The sequence below is a fragment of the Fredinandcohnia onubensis genome, from assembly GCF_002734285.1.
GTDB lineage: Bacteria > Bacillota > Bacilli > Bacillales > Bacillaceae_L > Ferdinandcohnia > Ferdinandcohnia onubensis_A.
In genome coordinates, this window is sequence record NZ_NSEA01000009.1 from 185862 (window position 1) to 204475 (window position 18614).

The following is an 18614-nucleotide window of genomic DNA, read 5'->3' on the forward strand; positions in this document are numbered from 1 at the left end:
GTTAAAATTTTCATGTTGTAATAAATATTTTAAAAAAAGAAAACAGGATGCGATCGCAAAGGATGCATCCTGTTTTTGAAGAAGGCTTTTTGTTATAGGTTAACGGTATCTTTGATAAACACCTCATTTTTTTTAGGAATGAAAGTCTTTATCTAATGGAGTGAGTCAATTCCGTAGTTCAATCGGACCATCCCCTTGTCTAATGTTTATAAGTTAATACAACTTATAAAGCGACTAGGTAGCCTTTAACAAACACCTCATTTACAAAATAATGTTATTTTGTTAGTGGTAATTTGTTTCGAACTTACTTTTCTCTCACATTTCCCAAAGTAACCATCCCCTTATAACAGGTATAAAAAGCTGTCGTCTAAAACAAGGATATTGTCTTTAACAAACACCTCATTCCAGGTAGATGATTAACATCAAAGGCTTTTTTCTTGCCCTCTTCAAAAATTAGTATGGCCGTTTTTAAATGTTCTATTCAAATTTTTTAACTATGTAAAAATGGCAATTTTTGATATGATATAGGAAATATAGGTAGGTAAGAAGGGAGCTTTACATGGCACTACTAGAGATAAAAAATCTAACCGGTGGTTACACTCAAAATCCTGTTCTTAAGGATGTTTCCTTCAAAGTTAATCAAAACGAAATTGTAGGATTAATCGGCTTAAACGGTGCGGGGAAAAGCACGACAATTAAACATATTATTGGCCTAATGGAGCCAAAGAAAGGGTCTATCCATATTCATGGAAAAACGATTCAAGAGGACATGGAAGCTTATCGATCCAAGTTTAGTTTTATTCCAGAAACACCGATCCTTTATGATGAGTTAACCCTTTATGAACATCTTGAATTAACAGCAATGGCCTATGGACTTGATAAGAAAATGTTTGAAGAAAGGCTTGAACCTTTATTAAAAGAATTTCGAATGGAAAAAAAGGTAAAGTTTTTCCCGGCTCATTTTTCAAAAGGAATGAAGCAAAAAGTTATGATTATGTGTGCTTTTTTAGTTGAGCCAGACGTTTATATCATTGATGAACCTTTTGTAGGTTTGGATCCTCTTGGTATTCAATCCTTGTTAGAACTAATGAATAAAAAGAAAAATCAAGGAGCGGGCATCTTAATGTCCACTCATATTTTAGCGACTGCCGAAAAGTATTGCGATTCTTTTATCATTTTACATAACGGAAAGGTAAAGGCTTCAGGAGCCTTAGAAGATCTCCGTAGACAATTTAAAATGGAGAATGCATCACTCGATGATATTTATATCAGCCTGACAAAGGAAGAAGAAAATGATTGATATCAAAGAACTATGGAAAAAGCGCCAGATCCAACATTTTAAGGAAATAAGCCGTTATTTGCGGTATATGTTAAATGACCATTTGCTAATCGCTCTCCTCTTTTTAGGTGGGGGAGGGGCATACTACTATAATTATTGGTTGCAGGATGTTCCTAAGGAATTTCCTTACGCGATTATAATTGCACTTGTTTTAGGAGCTATATTGACAAGAAGTCGAGTTCAAACCTTAGTGAAAGAGCCTGACCTTGTTTTCTTATTGCCTATAGAAACGAAGTTAACTGCTTATTTTCAAAAAGCATTTTGGTATAGCCTGTTTTCTCAAATTTACTTATTATTAATTGTGTTTGCAATTGCAGCACCTTTATATCTAGCTGTTACAGATAAAACCTTTTCGTCCTTAGCAGCTATCTTTGTAATTGTTCTTTTAAGCAAAGCATGGAACCTGCTATTGACATGGTTAACTCAGCATGACCAGGAAAACTCAACTTATTTTACTGACACCGTAATCAGGCTTATTTTAAATATCGTGCTTATGTACTTGTTATTTTCTGGTGCATCAATTATCTTTATCGGTTGTGTTGTTTTACTCATGCTCGGGCTGCTTCTTTATTTTCATAAGGCAGTTGAAGGAAAAGGGATAAAATGGAATACTTTAATCGAGTTAGAGTCAAAGAGAATGCTTACTTTTTATCGAATTGCAAATTTATTTACAGATGTTCCTAAACTAAAGGAGCGGGTGAAAAGACGGCCATGGCTTAACTGGGTAACCGGTCTAATTTCATACTCTAAGAAAAATACATTCCGCTATTTATATACGCGTACCTTTTTGCGGACAAGCGACTACTTAGGAATGTATACGAGGCTCACCATTATTGGCGGATTGATTATTTATTTCGTCCCATTTCAATATGGTAAAGCGTTTGTGATGATATTGTTCTTGTATTTAACAGGCTACCAGCTTATCACATTATGGAGACACCATAGCTTGAAAATATGGGTTCGATTATATCCGGTGAGTGAAGAATCGAAATTATCTTCCTATTTGCAGTTTCTATTCCAGTTACTAGTTGTTCAATGTGTTTTATTTACAGTGATCCTTTTACTAACAGTTGAAATCTCGACAACATTCTTATTATTGGTTGCAGGTCTAGTGTTCGTCTATCTTTTTGTATTTGTTTATACAAAGGGGAAGGTACAAAAGCTTGACCGGATGTATAGTTAATCATTTGAAACCTATCCCTATTTTAAATCGTAGTAAGTATTAAATTAAAAGAGGGGTAGAGGCGCATGGATGATTCATATCTGTTAAAAGTGGAAGAGGAATTATTTCAATGGCGAAAAAAGCTTATAAAAAAATCTACTATGCTCCAACGTGTTTCGAAAAAAGCTCAAACAAAAGTGAATGAGATGATTCCTGAAAAAGCCCATACGGTTATTACCGAAAGCATCAAAAAGATGGTTCAAGCTACATTAGTTGGGTCAGAATACACAACAAAGGGAAATTATCCAGATGTAATGACATTGCAGGTAAAAGAAAAGCTAATAGAAGAAAAATTAACAGTATATAGACGAACTGCAGCTGCAGAAGGAGCTGGAACAGGTGCAGGAGGATTTTTTTTAGCCTTGGCCGATTTCCCTTTGCTTCTTTCAATAAAGATGAAGTTTTTATTTGAAGTAGCAGCGATTCATGGGTTTGATACGAAAAATTATGAGGAACGTCTTTTCTTGTTGTATGTGTTTCAGTTGGCTTTTTCTAGTGATGAACATAAAAAGAAAACATTTGGGATTATCGAGAATTGGGAAGTAATGAAAGAAAGCTTATTGGAAATGGATTGGCGTGTCTTTCAGCAAGAATACCGAGATTATATTGATTTCGTAAAAATGCTTCAATTACTCCCAGGTGTTGGAGCAGTTGTTGGGGCATATGCTAATTACAATTTACTCGATCACTTAGGTGAAGTCGCAAAAAATTGTTATCGTATTCGAATACTACAATAATAAAAACGCAAGAATGGTGTGAAATGATCATCATTCTTGCGTTTTATTTTTATACAGTTGCTTCTTCAGATTTTTTGACTGAAAGATAATTTAATGTTGCTGTTCCTAATGTTTTGGCAGCTATAAGCATGGCTTTTTCATCAATATCGAATTTTGGATGATGATGTGGAAAGGCCTCTGTTACATCAGCTGGCTTCGCACCTGTAAAGAAGAAAGTTCCAGGTACATGCTGTAAATAATAAGCAAAATCCTCGCCACCCATTTGTGGTGCTGCTTCAGTAACATTTGTCACTCCCGGTACATTTTCAGCAGCCTCAACTAGGAAATCCGTTTGTTCTTTATGATTGACGACAGCAGGATACCCACGATGAAAGGCATAGGAGTAAGTAGAATCAGCGGCAATACATGTTCCTTTTATAATTCGCTCAATTTCATGCTCGATTTGGTCTCTAACATCTTCACTAAATGTTCTTACTGTTCCTCCAAGTTTTACGGAGTCTGCAATTACGTTAAAAGGATTTTCTGCAACGAACGAACCAATTGATACAACTGCAGATTCAACTGGATCAACGCGTCTGCTCACAATTTGTTGTAAGTTCATAACTAACTGAGACCCAATAACAACAGCATCTTTCGTTGTATGCGGATGTGCTCCGTGACCACCTGAGCCTTGAATTTTAACCTCAAAACGATCTGCAGCAGCCATGATAGGACCAACGCGGTATTCAATTGTTCCAGTAGGCGTTGTTGCCCATAGATGTGTACCGAAGATAACATCTACTCCTTCAAGGCAGCCATCTTCAATCATAGAAATAGCACCGCCTGGAGCAAATTCCTCTGCATGTTGGTGAATGAGGACCACTGTTCCAGAGAGTTGTTCCTTCATTTCTTGAAGTGTTTTTGCTAATACTAGCAATGTAGCAGTATGGCCATCATGTCCACAAGCATGCATGACACCAGGAACAGTTGACTTATAAGGTACATCTTTTTCGTCCTGAATTGGAAGGGCATCGAAATCAGCGCGTAAAGCTACAGTTGGACCTGGTTTGTTTCCATGGATCTTCGCCACAACACCATTGCCGCCTACATTTGTTCGCACTTCAATTCCTAAATTTTTATAAAAATTCGAGATGTATTCAGCGGTTTTATATTCTTTAAATGAAACTTCTGGGTGTTGGTGTAAATAACGTCGAATATCAACCATTTCAGTATATTTTTTGTCTAAAGATTCATATAGGTTTTGTAACATTTCTCGATTCTCCCCTTCACTTTATAATACCTATAAATTATATCATGATAAGTTGTGTAGTATCGTAATTTTGCATGAAAAAAGGAGGCTTTTGGCCTCCTACTCAATCGACTGTAGTAATGCATTTCCGTTTTTCGAAACTTTTACTTTAGCGTGCTTTGCATTACGCTGTAACTCTAATCCTGTACCTTCTTTAACAAAATAACTTTCTATACCGATGATAATGCCATTATAGCCGTTGTATTTACCGGCAATAAGGACCTCATCTTGATCGAGTTGATAGTCACGGGGATCAATAGAAGTTAGTATTTTCTCCCGTTGATAGATACCGTGTTGGTCTTGTTTCGCAAGAATAAACACTTTATTTCCTGATTGTACATTTTTTAATTCATTGACTTCTGCAATTTCATAACGCAAAATCACATAGTCACCCTGAAGCATCGAACGTGGGTCAACAGGTGCTAACTCCAGTGTAATTTCTTTCCCGTTTTTTAATAATGACTCACTAGTCCCAATTTGGTAACCTACAATCGTCAACTGTAAAAGAAGAATGAGTCCAATAAGACTCCACTGCTTTTTCGTAAAAACCTTTTCTTTCTTTAATTCATTTTTTCCAGCTCTTCGTTCAAAGAATTGAGTGATTACGAAGAAAATTAGGCCGATCAGAAGTAGTGATAGTGATTTGTGTACAAGTGACCAAACAAGGTCATAATAAGTTGAAATAAATAGAGCAATCCAGAACAATAACGTCATTCTAAATAGAAATAAATCGTCTATTCGAGAGAAGGAAAGAACAAGTATTGTTGTTATGATAAAAAACAATAAGCTATAGATAATTTCCTGCCAAAGCAAATTATCTAAAAAGGTAAGAGCGTAGAACAAGAGTAAGCTGTAAAATAAACTTATTCGTTTTAATGCAGCTTGCGGTCGAACAAAATAATAGATTATTGCATTGACTAGTGCAAAACCTATGAATACAAATTCTAAATGAACCCACATTCCTAATTCATCTAAAATTAGATTTACACAACAACCAATGATAGTTGTGTAACTCATGAATCTAATGATTCCATCTTTCATGACCACAGTTACAACAATAGATACGATTAAAAAGAAAATTGTAATGGGTGTAGATAGGAAAAATGCTTCAAGTAGACCTGAGAAAAATCCGATAAACAGTAGCGTGTTTCGAACATAGGGCCCAAGCTTTTTCACAAATAAACCTGTAGTAATAAATAATAAACTCAAAACAACCGTGGCATAGAAGCTAGAGAATAACAGGAAGAGAACTCCCCCAAAGCTAATCGAAAACATGAAAGAACCAATGAGTGTAACAATCACGATTAATGTACCTTTAATCGCTTGACCTATTGGAGCTTCTGAATGCTTAGAAGATAAATGCCTAGCCAATAAGATTCCGCCGATAATTAGAGCGATGGAGGCAATTGAACCTACTATTTGCAAGCCAAGATATCCTATTGAATCTCCGAATAAAAATGGTATTTCAATAATTTTTGTACAGACGTAAATACTAACCATTGTGAAAAGAATAATGGAAAGATACTTATCAATTTTCTTCGTTGCAAGATAAAAATAACAAATGGCAGCAAACAAAATATATAAGACATTCGTCCAGCCACTATAGGGTTCATACAATTCGAAAATACTCATTCCGATTAACATAATATGGGTCATCGTATAGGACATATAGCGAAGGGCTTTATTATCCAATACCGGAGTAAAGGTAAGAATAAAGAGGATAAGATTGAGTACTGCAATTACAAGATATATGAGCCACTCTTGGAAATCTGTGTGAACAATGAAGTACGATGAGGGATTCATATAGAACCAATATGCGAGATGAAAAAGGATAAAGCTCATAATGGGAAAAGGAGTATAATTTGTGCTTATTGCAAGCAGTAAAACTGGTATTAGCCAAACAAGAAATAGGACATAACTGTCTGCATGAGAATTATAAATTTGACCAATTAATGCAATAGATAATCCAAAGGTGACTGCACCTGCCACTAACAACCATTTCCCTAAAAATAATTGTTGTGAAAGAAGTTTTGTGGAAAGCACAGATAACAAATAAAACAAAAGCATTGCAGCAACCGAAAGTGAAAGTTTTTCATACCGTGAAAATTCTGGCCAGTTAGCAGCAAAAAAGTAAAGAATTCCAGATAAAACCAAAACAATCGAAGCAAAGTAACCAAAAGGAATCAATTTCTTCATTTCATACTCCCCATTTCCTCATGGAAAAATAAATATCCTACTAATACTATATGTGGTTAAGATGAATCGTTGTAATGATTATAATATATTTTTCCAATCGTGATACCATTATTTAAAGAACAATTTCATGAAAGATTAGGGAAACCTAATCCCGAGGTGAATTACTTATGGAATTCTTTTCAGCAGAGTTTTTTTCAGCTCTACTTTCGATTATAGTAATTGATCTCGTCTTAGCAGGCGATAATGCGATTGTTATCGGTTTAGCCGCAAGAAATTTACCAAAGGAACAGCAAAAAAAAGCAATCATATGGGGAACTGTTGGGGCAATCATCATTCGTGCTGCAGCTACATTAGTTGTTGTTTGGCTCCTTGAGTTACCAGGATTACATCTAGTAGGTGGAATTCTACTCATTTGGATTGCGTATAAGCTTCTAGTTGATGATCAAGATGAACATAATATAGAGGCAAAGGGATCTTTTGCAGCCGCAGTTAGAACGATTATAGTAGCGGATGCTTTAATGGGACTCGATAATGTTCTAGGAGTAGCGGGAGCAGCTCATGGTAGCTTTGTTCTGGTCATAACAGGGCTCATCATATCGGTCCCAATCATGGTTTGGGGAAGTACGCTGTTCATTAAATTAATTGACCGTTTCCCAATTATTGTTACAATCGGTGCAGCCATCCTTTCCTATACAGCAGCAAAAATGATTGTAGGAGAACCATTTCTACAAGAGTTCTTTGAAAATCCTTGGTTCAGGTATGCGTTTGAAGCGCTAATCGTAATTGCGGTTGTATTTATTGGAACAAAGGCGAAGAAAACAAAAGCGCAATCAATTAAGGAAAAACAAAAAGCTTCTTAAAGAAAGGCAGCCATTTGGCTGCCTTTACTATTTTATGTCTTTAAGAATAAGGCGAATTTTACTTAACACCTCATTTGTATGAAGGAATGGGCTTTCTATTTGAAGTAACTTTCGTATAAACTGTTTTTGCAAGGCTGAAAGTTCTAGTTCCTCTTCCCAGCTTTTTCTCTTTTCAGAAGTTGGAGTATAAGCGGAATATAGTATAAAAAGTAGGGTATGACCAATTGCATAAAAATCACTTTTTGGCTGGGGTTCTCTCATCAATGAATTGCTTCGCTTTTTAACGGTTGAGTTAATAAATGCAGATAAGCCAAAATCAATAATGGATACTTGTTCTTCATTATCCACCATAATGTTCGGTGGGCGTAAATCAAGGTGGACAATGCGTTCAGAGTGTATATTGTCTAGGATTTCCAAAATTTTCTCTAAAATTTGAAAGGCCTCAATTTTAGTAAATGCTTTTCCATGCTCAAAAATTAATTTATCTAATGTAATCCCATTCATTCTTTTCATAACAAGGAAATAGCGACCACGGTTATAGAAAAAGTCTACGAAGCTAGGAATAGAGTGATGATCCAGATGTTGTAGGATCTCCTTTTCTTTGTTAAAAGAGGCGACCCCTGCTTTATTTTGTTTACGTGCTCGAAGTTGTTTTATAATTACAGGTTCATCTGAATTGGTCGATGTAGCTGAATAGACAATCCCATAACCACCGATTCCAATAACATCCTCAATTAAATAATCCGAGATAATTTTTCCAGGTTTTAAAGCTCTTTCACGAATTTTCCATAGCCCATTCATTAACTGGAGAAGAATTTCTTTTTATAGTTTTTCTTATAATATTGATGTCCTAAGTGAGAATGTTTCTTGTGTTTGTATTTATAGTCACTACTTGAATAGTGATATTTTTTTGGTTTGGACGCCTCTTTTAGAATGGTCTTTATTATCTTCTTTAACATATAACTCCTCCTTTGTTTCTTGATGGGATTAATATATCATACCTTTATTACGATTTAATGAATGAAAGGTTACAAATAATCAGTGTGGTAATTATTGCTAATTTCTAAGTATATTTCTTGTTTTAACTAAGGATACTATATACGAGTTTTGTACATAAGAAGAAAGGGAGTATCATAATGAAAAGAATAATTTTTACTGGTTTAGCTTTATTTCTAAGTTTTTTGTTAGTGGGTGAAATCCAAGCATCTGCGGAAATGGGAAATGTTGACCAAAAGCCAAAGGTGGATCTAACCGATCAGCAAAAGCAAGAGCTTGATAAGCTGTATCTTGATCTTCTTGAAACAAAAAAGGAGATTATAAATAAATATGTTGAATATGGTGTCCTTACAAAAGAAAAAGCAGATAAAAAACTGAACTGGTTAGACGAACATTACCAGAAGATCAAAGAACACGGATATATCCCAATGCATCATCATAAAAAGCACGAAGATGATGACGATAAGAATGATAATGACTAAATCGATAATAATTAGCTAGGTAAAACATGTCCTGTTTTGTCTAGCTTTTTTTATTGAATGCGAAATAATCATTATCTCATTTAGTATCACATCCTCATATTAAGGCATCCTTTTTTATTTATTCCAATAGGAATAGTATAATAAAAAGAAAATAACTTAAGGGTGTTTGAAAAAGGAGAGGTGAAAATGCCCATTTCATTTATTAAAACAGAGAAACAAGAACGCTTATATAAGCTGGCATGTGAATTAGCAGATAAATTTAACGAAAGAGCAGCAGAGTATGATGAAACAGGTGAGTTCCCTCTATTAAATATAGAGGAACTTAGAAATACAGGATATACTAGCCTTTCTGTTCCAAAGGAATATGGTGGGAAAGAAGGGCTTTCCTTATATGACTTCGTATTACTTCAAGAACGACTTGCTGTAGGAGATGGCTCAACCGCTTTATCAATCGGATGGCATTTAGGCGCAACTATGGATTTGTTTGATAAAAAGCGTTGGACGGAAGAAAAGCGAACATTTTACGCAAAAGAAGTTTTACAAGGTGCTCTTTATAATCGAGCGGCAACTGAACCTCAAACAGGAAGCCCAACGAGGGGAGGTAAACCTCAAACAACAGCTAGAAAAGAAGGCGATAAGTGGGTCTTGTCTGGCAGAAAATCTTTTACAACAATGTCACCAGCCCTCGATTATTTTGGGGTAATTGCCTCAATAGAAGGAACGGACCAAGTTGGGGAGTTTTTAGTTGAAAGATCTAAGTCTGGAGTTGAAATCGAAGAAACCTGGAACACAATTTCCATGAGAGGTACAGGAAGTCACGATCTTGTCCTCACAAATGTTGAGCTGAATGAAGATGATTTAGTTGAAATGGTAACCCCTGAGCAAAAAGCAACTCCAAATGGTTGGCTGCTTCATATTCCGGCTTGCTACTTGGGAATTGCAATTGCAGCAAGAAATTATGCTGTGAAATTTGCGAATGAATACTCGCCTAACAGCCTAAATGGACCGATTAAAACGATTCCAAATGTCAGGCGGAATGTGGGAGAAATGGAGGCAGAGCTTTTAAAGGCACGCCATATTCTTTATGCAATTGCTGACAAATGGGACAGGACTGCTGATCGAAGTCAGCTTGGTTCAGAACTCGGGCTTGCGAAATATATTGCTACAAATAGCGCTATTTCCGTTGTAGATAAAGCAATGCGAATAGTTGGAGCTAAGAGCCTTCAAAAGTCCAATCCGTTACAACGCTATTATCGAGATGTAAGAGCGGGACTTCATAATCCCCCAATGGATGACATGACAATTGCAAAATTAGCGGATGAAGCATTTAAAGAAATGGAAAAATAACTTTATCTAACTAAATTGAGAAAGTAGTCGCTGTTCGCGGCTACTTTTATTAATTTAAGAATTAAAATATGTTGACTAGAATAATATTTTTTTCTATAAATAGGTAATCAATTTCTTACTATCCAATCTCGTAAATGCCCATAGAGCCTTATATAATAAGAGTAACTAAGATAGTGATTATTTACGGAACCCTTTAAATCAAATAGATTGAGAGAGTAATAAACATTCCTGTTAGGAGGTAAATAGTTTTGAAAAATAGTAAAAAGAAACTTTTAGGTTTGTCTTTAGCATTAATGCTAGGAGCAGGTGGACTGGCTGCATGTTCAAGCTCTGGTGCTTCTAACAACACAAATAAAGATGGAAAAACTAGTTTCACGATTATGGCAAACCTTTACACCCCAGAAGTTCCATCTGATAGGATCGAAAAGCTCCTAGAGGAAAAGACAGATGTTGATTTGACTATCCAATGGACTCCAGATACGAGTTATGAAGAAAAGTTAAATACAGCATTTGCCACTGAAACACTGCCAGAGGCTGTTTTCCTAAAGAATCAAACAACATTCATTCAATTTAAGGAAGCAATCCGTGATGGACAGTTTTGGGAAATTGGTCCATATTTAGACGAGTTTCCAAATCTAAGTAAGTTAAATGAACAAATCTTAGAAAACACTGCTGTTGATGGAAAAATCTATTCGTTATACCAAGGTAGATCATTATCTCGCCAAGGTTTGATTTATAGAAAAGATTGGGCAGAAAAATTAGGCTTAGGAACCCCAGAAACAATAGATGATATTTATGAAATGGCAAGAGCATTTACGGAAGATGATCCAGACGGAAACGGTAAAGATGACACATTTGGAATAACTGATCGTGCTGACTTATCATATGGTGCGTTTAAAACTGTAGCATCTTGGTTTGGAACTCCAAACAACTGGGGTGAAAAGGAAGGACAACTTCTTCCAGAGTTTATGTTTGATGAGTATAAACAAACGATGGATTTCATGAAAAAGCTACGTGATAACGGCTATATTAACCAAGACTTCCCGGTAACAAGTAAAGAAGATCAGCAAGCATTCTTTAAAAACGGAACTGCTGGTATGTACATTGGATCAATGTCAGACGTAATTAGTATTGATAAAGATGCGAAACAACTTAATCCAGATGTTGAATTTGATGTTCATAATAAAATTGTAGGTTCTAATGGTGAATACGGTATCTGGGCAATCCCAGGTTACGGAAACGTTGTATTATTCCCGAAATCAGCAGTTGAAAGTGAAGAAGAATTAAAAGATATCCTTGGTTTCTTCGATAAATTAGTTACACCTGAAATCTCAAACATGATATTCTGGGGAATTGAGGGAGAACACTATACTGTTCAGGATGGTGGAGCACTTAACTCAGAGGATACTGAATTAACAACTAGAGAAGTAAAACCATATCAGTCACTTGAAATTGGTGAACCAAAGACAAATGGAAGATATGAAGGAGTCCATACTCTGCCTGCAAAACAAAAGGCTGAAAAACTAATTGTAGATAATGAAAATTATTTAATTCATGACCCAACAATTCCACTTGATTCACCTACTTTTGCAGAAAGAGGAGAGCTTCTGAACCAAAAAATGATTGATGCAACATATCAATATATTCTCGGTGATCTAGATGAGGCTGGATTTGAAAAAGCGATTGAAGATTGGAAAAAATCTGGTGGGGAAAATGTAATTAAAGAGTTTAATGAAGCTTACCAGAATGTAAAATAAGTAGTTTCAAAAATAGTAAGGTGAAGGCTGAAATTATGCCTTCACTTTTTTTATCCACTTTGTGAAAGTTTTGAAACTTTTGTAAATATGATAATCATTTTCTAATAATCATCGATGTAGGTGTTTACAAACCTTGATATAATAAGGACATGTGAGAAATTGATTATTCACATCATACGATCATGGAGATAAATTTAAGGTGTACCAAAAAAATATATAGGGGGAATTACTTTGAAGCAAAGTAAGAAGAAGTTTTTAGGCTTGTCCCTTGCATTGATGTTAGGGGTTGGCGGTTTAGCTGCTTGTTCAAATGAAAGCGCTTCAGATGCGAAAGACTCTGACAAGCCAAAAGAATCAAATGAAAAAGTTAGTTTTACACTTATGGCTAACCTTCACACACCTGAGGTTCCATCTGACAAGGTTGAAAAGTTATTAGAGGAGAAAACAGGTGTAGATCTAACCATTCAGTGGACTCCTGATACTAGCTATGAGGAAAAACTGAATACAGCGTTTGCAACAGAAACATTACCAGAAGCAGTATTCTTAAAAAACCAGACTACATTCGTCCAGTTTAAAGAAGCAATTCGCGATGGCCAGTTCTGGGAAATCGGTCCATACTTAGACGAGTTTCCAAACTTAAGTAAACTAAATGAACAAATTTTAGCTAACACTGCTGTTGATGGAAAAATTTATTCAATCTATCAAGGAAGACCATTATCTCGCCAAGGTTTAATTTATAGAAGCGACTGGGCTAAGAATTTAGGTCTAGGAACTCCTGAAACAACTGAGGATATTTATGAAATGGCTAAAGCTTTTACTGAAAATGATCCAGATGGCAATGGAAAAGATGATACATTTGGATTAACTGACCGTAGTGATTTAGTATATGGAGCATTTAAAACGATTTCATCTTGGTTTGGAACACCAAATGATTGGGGCGAAAAGGACGGAGAACTTCTTCCAGAATTTATGTTTGATGAATATGTTCAAACAATGGATTTCTTTAAAGACCTTCGTGACAATGGGTATATTAACCAAGACTTCCCTGTAACAAGTAAAGAAGATCAACAAGCATTCTTTAAAAATGGTACTGCAGGAATGTATATTGGTTCAATGGCCGACGTTGTAAGTCTTCACAAGGATGCAGTAGCCCTAAATCCTGACATTGAGTACGATGTTCATAATAATATTAAGGGTCCAAATGGAGAATTTGGAGTATGGGCAATCCCTGGTTACGGTAACGTAGTATTATTCCCTAAATCTGCTGTTGAATCAGAAGAAGAATTAAAAGGAATTCTAGGTTTCTTTGATAAATTAGCTACACCTGAAATTGCTAACCTAATTTTCTGGGGTATTGAAGGTGAACACTACGAAGTACAAGATGGTAGAGCTTTAGCATCTGAGGACCAAGATTTAACGAACCGTGAAGTAAAACCATATCAAGCAATTGAAATTGGTGAGCCTAAGACTAACGGAAGATATGAAGGGGTATTCACATTACCAGCTAAGGAAAAAGCGGAAGAATTAATCATCGATAATGAGAAATACTTAATTCATAATCCAACAAATGCACTTGACTCTGCTACTTTTGCGGAAAAAGGAGAACTCCTTGCTCAAAAAATGACTGATGCAACTTATCAGTACATCTTAGGAGATCTTGATAAAGCAGGCTTTGAGAAAGCAATTGAAGATTGGAAAAAGTCTGGCGGGAACGATGTGATTAAAGAATTTAACGAGTCTTATAAAAAGTCTAAATAATTCATCGAACTCTTAATGCTGAAATAAAAGGCTGTCCATACAGCCTTTTATTTTATTACATCATCTAACTGAATAAATGGGTAACTCTATCTGCTATTCTATTAATCTGTATTTTAGGGAAGTGTACCATATGTTCCGCATTGAAAAGGCGAGGAGATTAAATCAGCAAGCGGTAATTTCTCTGGTGAATCATGCCATTTACCAATTTGGAAATTCGATGTCTTTAATCTTTCTCAATATTTATTTATGGAGATTAACCAATAGTTTATTTATTAATGCAATTTTCAATTTAGTAGCTATTCTTGCCCAGGCATTTACAACATTCTCAATTGGTAAATTTGCCAAAAGAAAAGGAAAACTACTCGCGTATCGATTAGGTATCTTTATCACCGCATTCTTTTATCTCTTTATTTTACTGGCTCAAGAACAAATCGTGACTTTCTATCTTCTATTTGCAATCATGAAAGGAATTTCGCAAGCTTTATATTGGTTGGGATATTTTACAATTGTTCATGAGGTTTCAACGGACGAAAATCGCTTACGGGTTCTAGGAATAAACACTATTGTAATGAATGGAACGAATCTCTCAGGACCGGCAATTGCAGGATTTATCATTGGCCTATACTCGGGATTTCAAGGTTATATGATTGTCTTTGGCGCTGCATTTGTGATGTTTGCAATTGCTGCAATGGGAAGCTTGAAGCTAAAAAAGGAAGAAAATCATCATACATCCTATTACATGAAGTATCTACCATTAATCGCAAAAAGGGAACCAGGGTTTAAGAAATCGCTACTTGGATGGTTTGTGTTAGGCTTTCCTCATGGAATATTATCGTTCATTCCGTCCATTTTGTTATATGAGATCTTTCTAAAGGAACAGACAGTAGCTTACTTAAACATTGTTTTCCTAACATTATCAATTATATCAAGCTATTTAATTTCAAGATTCGCCCATGCTGAAGGAACTGTGAAGTATTTGGTTATTTCTGCGGCTGGTTTCACACTTTCGACTATATTCTTACTAACTGATTTATCTGCCTTAACGGTGATTTTGTTCATGTCCATCTATTCCATATTTAAGCCATTGCAAGGAAATTCATATGAAGCCTATTACTATAACATGATAGGCCAGCTCCCGTTAAAATCAAACTTTAGAACAGAAGCAGTTGTTTTAAGGGAGACAATTATCAATTTAGGTAGGGGTTTTGGAATAATCATATTCTTAACTTTTGTTAATGGCATTGAAGCAGAGAGTATTCCAATCGTTCTGTTTACACTTGCGGTTTTACAATGGCTCATCCCATATTTAACGGCAAATAAACAATCATTTTTAACGAAAAAAGGAAGTGGACAGTATAATCATAATCTAAGATAAGTCTTCAAAGTCTCATATACTCTCATAATCTACTGAGTATATGAAACTTTGATTATTTACGATATGTAAAAAGATTTACACAATACAAGTATAAGGTTTGTTCCAAAAACGGTAACATGAATCTCCTAATGTATTTGCATGACAAGCCTTTAAAAGCAAATGCATTCAAGATTACGATTATAAGATGAAAGGAAGATGAGGGTGAAGTCAGAAACAGTTGTTGAACAAAACAGTCAAACGGAACTAGCATTAAACAAAACGAAGCAAGTTTCTAGTACCGATTTGCAAAGAAGCTTTAAGGCCGAATTAAAAAGGCGCATATTCAAAAATAAATTATTATATTTGATGATCCTTCCAGGTCTGTTGTATCTACTTATTTACAAGTACGTTCCAATGTTAGGTCTCGTGATTTCATTCCAAGATTACAAACCTTATCAAGGGATCCTTGGAAGTGATTGGGTTGGATTTGAACACTTTACACGCCTCTTTACAGATTCAGACTTCTGGATGATTTTTAGAAATACACTTGTACTTTTTGGATTGCATATTTTTATAGCGTTTCCAATTCCGATTATTTTGGCATTAATGCTAAACGAAGTCAAAAATCTTTTCTTTAAAAGAACTATACAGTCTCTTATCTATATTCCACACTTTATGAGTTGGGTAATTATTGTATCAATTAGCTTTGTGCTATTGACAATGGATGGCGGACTAATAAACGAATTATTAGTAAGTTTAGGATTGGATAAGGTTAACTTCTTAATGAACTCTGATTGGTTCAGACCAGTTTATATCATACAAGTTGTGTGGCAAAGTGCAGGTTGGGGCACCATCATTTACTTAGCTGCAATCTCTGGGGTAGATCCAGGTTTATATGAAGCAGCAAAAATGGATGGGGCAAGTAAACTACGTCAAATTTGGCATATTACTTTACCTGCAATTCGCCCAGTTATTATTGTTCTTCTTATCCTAAAAATCGGTGACGTACTAGAGCTTGGTTTTGAACATGTATACCTATTATTAAATGCTTCAAACCGTAATGTTGCAGAAATTTTTGATACGTATGTATATACAACTGGATTATTACAAGGACAATACAGCTATAGTACAGCAGTCGGTTTATTTAAAGGACTAGTTGGTTTAATTCTAGTTGTCTTTGCAAACAGAATGGCTAAGAAATTCGGAGAAGAAGGTATATATTAAGACAAAAGGAGTGAGAGCATGGTTGGAGAAAAACAGCTCGGAAGTCGTATCTTTCGATGGGGAAATTATTTACTACTTGTTGTAATTGCACTAACAATGGTCCTGCCCTTTATACATGTAATTGCGGCATCATTTACAACAAGTGCAGAGTTAGCAGATAAACGTTTTGTCCTATTTCCAACTGTTTTTAGTTTAGATGCTTATAAGTATATATTCTCAACTAATACAATTTTTAAAGCATTGTTCGTTTCAATAGGGGTTACTCTCATCGGAACGTTATGGAGTATGTTCATTTCATTATTAACAGCTTACGGATTGTCACGAAGAGATCTGGTTGGTAGAAGACAAATCTTGTTCCTATTCGTATTCACAATGCTATTTAGTGGTGGAATGATACCAACATTCTTAATTGTAAAAGAAACAGGTTTACTTGATAGTTATGCAGCATTAATTGTACCGGTCACAATCAACGTATTTAACATGATTATTTTACGAAGCTTTATCATGGGATTACCGGAAGGATTAATTGAATCAGCTAAAATTGATGGCTGTAACGATTTTGGAGTACTATTTAGAATCGTAATGCCAATTTCAAAGCCAGCTCTTGCAACCGTTTCCTTGTTCTATGCTGTTGCATACTGGAACACTTATATGCATGCAATCCTTTATATCAATGATGCGGCAAAATGGCCAATTCAAGTATTGTTAAGACAAATTGTTGTTCTTGCGAGTGGGCTTAGCTATGATAGCTCTGAATTTACAAACATTCCACCGCCAGACATTACAATCAAAATGGCAGTAATAGTTGTCGCTACAATACCTGTATTAATGGTTTACCCATTCCTACAAAAATACTTCACAAAGGGAGCTATGCTTGGCTCAATGAAGGAGTAGTCGATTTAAACTAAAAACTAAATATAGAAGGAGAGCTACAGAGATGTATTATACCAAATCCTTTCACAAATTAGATTCTTTATTCGATGGATTCTTTGAGTGGCTGGCAGGACAATACGATCCGGTCACAGGCGGTTTTTATTATGCAAAAAGTTCTGTTTCTGATAGCTCCTTTACGCCTGATATCGAATCAACTGCCCAAGCTTTAAATATCTTATCAAGAAATGAATTATTTACTAAAATGCCCGTAGAAGTACGGGCAAAATTTGTTTCTTTTTTTCAAGATAAACAAGACTCAGAAACAGGTTATTTCTTGGATCAAGATGCTAATATGAAGCATGATGAAGTAATGGTAAGCAGAGCCATCAATTATTCATTAAATTCTTTACATCGATTGGGTGGAGAGCCACTCTATCCGTCACCAGTAGACCTCAATAAAGCACCAATTTATGTGTATTCCGAAGAATCATTTCTAAATAAATGGAAAAGTATTAGTTTAGTGAATAGTTGGCGTGGCTGTGATTTATTAGCATCATCTTGCATGTATATCGGACAAATGGATAAAGACAGGCAGGAAAAGATGATTCAGGTGGCTGCAAATTACTTAGAAAGCATACAAGACCCCAAGACTGGGCTTTGGGGAGAAGGTAGTATGTATGTGCGTATCTCAGGGACATTTAAACTACACACCTTCTATCATAAGTTTGGTTTACCTATGCCGAGAGTTGAAAAGATGTATCAAAGTATACTTCGTTGTTTACGAACTGAAATAGCAAAGGATATGTGCTACATTCGAAATCCTATTGATCTATTATCCTATATTAATCTTGATATACCGATTCAGGAACTTGAAGAAATTATTCAAATTACAGTGGATAATATGGAAAAGCTTAAACGTCCAGATGGCGGGTTTTCAAGGGAAATAGAGCATTCACCGACTGCACCAAATGTTGCCCAAGTTAAATCTGATGAGTATTATCCAGATATGCCTGTGGCAGTTCATCTCGGTAAAGGATTATACGAAGGAGATATGAATGCTAGTACGCAAGCTACGCTCATTCGTTTGCAACTGCATAAGTTAGTAGGAAATACGGCAGAACCGATTAAGGGATCCGAAAATTTTTACATCCTATTAAATAATAGATTACAAGTATAGCAAA

At 35.5% G+C, this 18614-nt stretch carries 15 protein-coding genes; 12 read left to right on the forward strand and 3 right to left on the reverse strand.

Annotated features, from left to right (window positions below; translation table 11 throughout):
• Positions 1 to 559 precede the first annotated feature (559 nt).
• From CKJ95_RS10610 to CKJ95_RS10620, 3 genes are all read left to right on the forward strand, one after another.
• Positions 560 to 1300, forward strand: coding sequence for an ABC transporter ATP-binding protein (locus CKJ95_RS10610; protein ID WP_099353393.1), 741 nt, complete (start codon positions 560 to 562; stop codon positions 1298 to 1300).
• Positions 1293 to 2522: an ABC transporter permease gene (locus CKJ95_RS10615; protein WP_099353394.1), complete on the forward strand. Its 1230-nt coding sequence runs from the start codon at positions 1293 to 1295 to the stop codon at positions 2520 to 2522. Before CKJ95_RS10610 ends, CKJ95_RS10615 begins: the two co-directional genes overlap by 8 nt.
• A gap of 65 nt (positions 2523 to 2587) precedes the next feature.
• Positions 2588 to 3298, forward strand: a complete 711-nt coding sequence (locus tag CKJ95_RS10620; RefSeq protein WP_099353395.1) for an EcsC family protein — start codon at positions 2588 to 2590, stop codon at positions 3296 to 3298.
• A gap of 49 nt (positions 3299 to 3347) precedes the next feature.
• Here the strand turns inward: CKJ95_RS10620 and CKJ95_RS10625 are convergent, their stop codons facing one another.
• Positions 3348 to 4547, reverse strand: a complete 1200-nt coding sequence (locus CKJ95_RS10625) for a M20 family metallopeptidase (protein ID WP_099353396.1) — start codon at positions 4545 to 4547, stop codon at positions 3348 to 3350.
• Positions 4548 to 4646: 99 nt separating this feature from the next.
• Positions 4647 to 6782, reverse strand: a complete 2136-nt coding sequence (locus CKJ95_RS10630) for a GDYXXLXY domain-containing protein (RefSeq protein WP_099353397.1) — start codon at positions 6780 to 6782, stop codon at positions 4647 to 4649.
• Between the two features lie 167 nt (positions 6783 to 6949).
• On the opposite strand from CKJ95_RS10630, the gene CKJ95_RS10635 reads away from it, so the two are divergent.
• The gene (locus CKJ95_RS10635) at positions 6950 to 7642 is read left to right on the forward strand and encodes a TerC family protein (protein ID WP_099353398.1); all 693 of its coding nucleotides are present in this window, start codon (positions 6950 to 6952) and stop codon (positions 7640 to 7642) included.
• Positions 7643 to 7669: 27 nt separating this feature from the next.
• Here the strand turns inward: CKJ95_RS10635 and CKJ95_RS10640 are convergent, their stop codons facing one another.
• Complete coding sequence (locus CKJ95_RS10640; RefSeq protein WP_099353399.1) at positions 7670 to 8443, reverse strand: serine/threonine protein kinase; 774 nt, start codon at positions 8441 to 8443, stop codon at positions 7670 to 7672.
• A 335-nt stretch (positions 8444 to 8778) separates the two neighbouring features.
• Between CKJ95_RS10640 and CKJ95_RS10645 the strand changes: the two genes are divergently transcribed.
• From CKJ95_RS10645 to CKJ95_RS10680, 8 genes are all read left to right on the forward strand, one after another.
• Positions 8779 to 9120, forward strand: coding sequence for a YckD family protein (locus CKJ95_RS10645; RefSeq protein WP_099353400.1), 342 nt, complete (start codon positions 8779 to 8781; stop codon positions 9118 to 9120).
• A 186-nt stretch (positions 9121 to 9306) separates the two neighbouring features.
• The gene (locus tag CKJ95_RS10650; protein ID WP_099353401.1) at positions 9307 to 10467 is read left to right on the forward strand and encodes an acyl-CoA dehydrogenase family protein; all 1161 of its coding nucleotides are present in this window, start codon (positions 9307 to 9309) and stop codon (positions 10465 to 10467) included.
• 293 nt (positions 10468 to 10760) lie between these two features.
• Positions 10761 to 12224 (forward strand): extracellular solute-binding protein, encoded by a 1464-nt coding sequence (locus CKJ95_RS10655; RefSeq protein ID WP_099353479.1) that lies wholly within the window; start codon positions 10761 to 10763, stop codon positions 12222 to 12224.
• A gap of 276 nt (positions 12225 to 12500) precedes the next feature.
• Entirely contained in the window at positions 12501 to 13982 is a 1482-nt protein-coding gene (locus CKJ95_RS10660) for an extracellular solute-binding protein (protein WP_099353480.1), read from the forward strand.
• 130 nt (positions 13983 to 14112) lie between these two features.
• Positions 14113 to 15357, forward strand: a complete 1245-nt coding sequence (locus CKJ95_RS10665) for an MFS transporter (RefSeq protein ID WP_099353402.1) — start codon at positions 14113 to 14115, stop codon at positions 15355 to 15357.
• Between the two features lie 195 nt (positions 15358 to 15552).
• Entirely contained in the window at positions 15553 to 16560 is a 1008-nt protein-coding gene (locus CKJ95_RS10670; RefSeq protein WP_099353403.1) for an ABC transporter permease, read from the forward strand.
• 18 nt (positions 16561 to 16578) lie between these two features.
• Positions 16579 to 17454 (forward strand): carbohydrate ABC transporter permease, encoded by an 876-nt coding sequence (locus CKJ95_RS10675; RefSeq protein WP_099353404.1) that lies wholly within the window; start codon positions 16579 to 16581, stop codon positions 17452 to 17454.
• A 43-nt stretch (positions 17455 to 17497) separates the two neighbouring features.
• Positions 17498 to 18610 carry a hypothetical protein gene (locus tag CKJ95_RS10680; protein WP_099353405.1) on the forward strand — a complete coding sequence of 371 codons (1113 nt, stop codon included), beginning with the start codon at positions 17498 to 17500 and terminating at the stop codon, positions 18608 to 18610.
• The last annotated feature ends 4 nt before the right edge of the window (positions 18611 to 18614 follow it).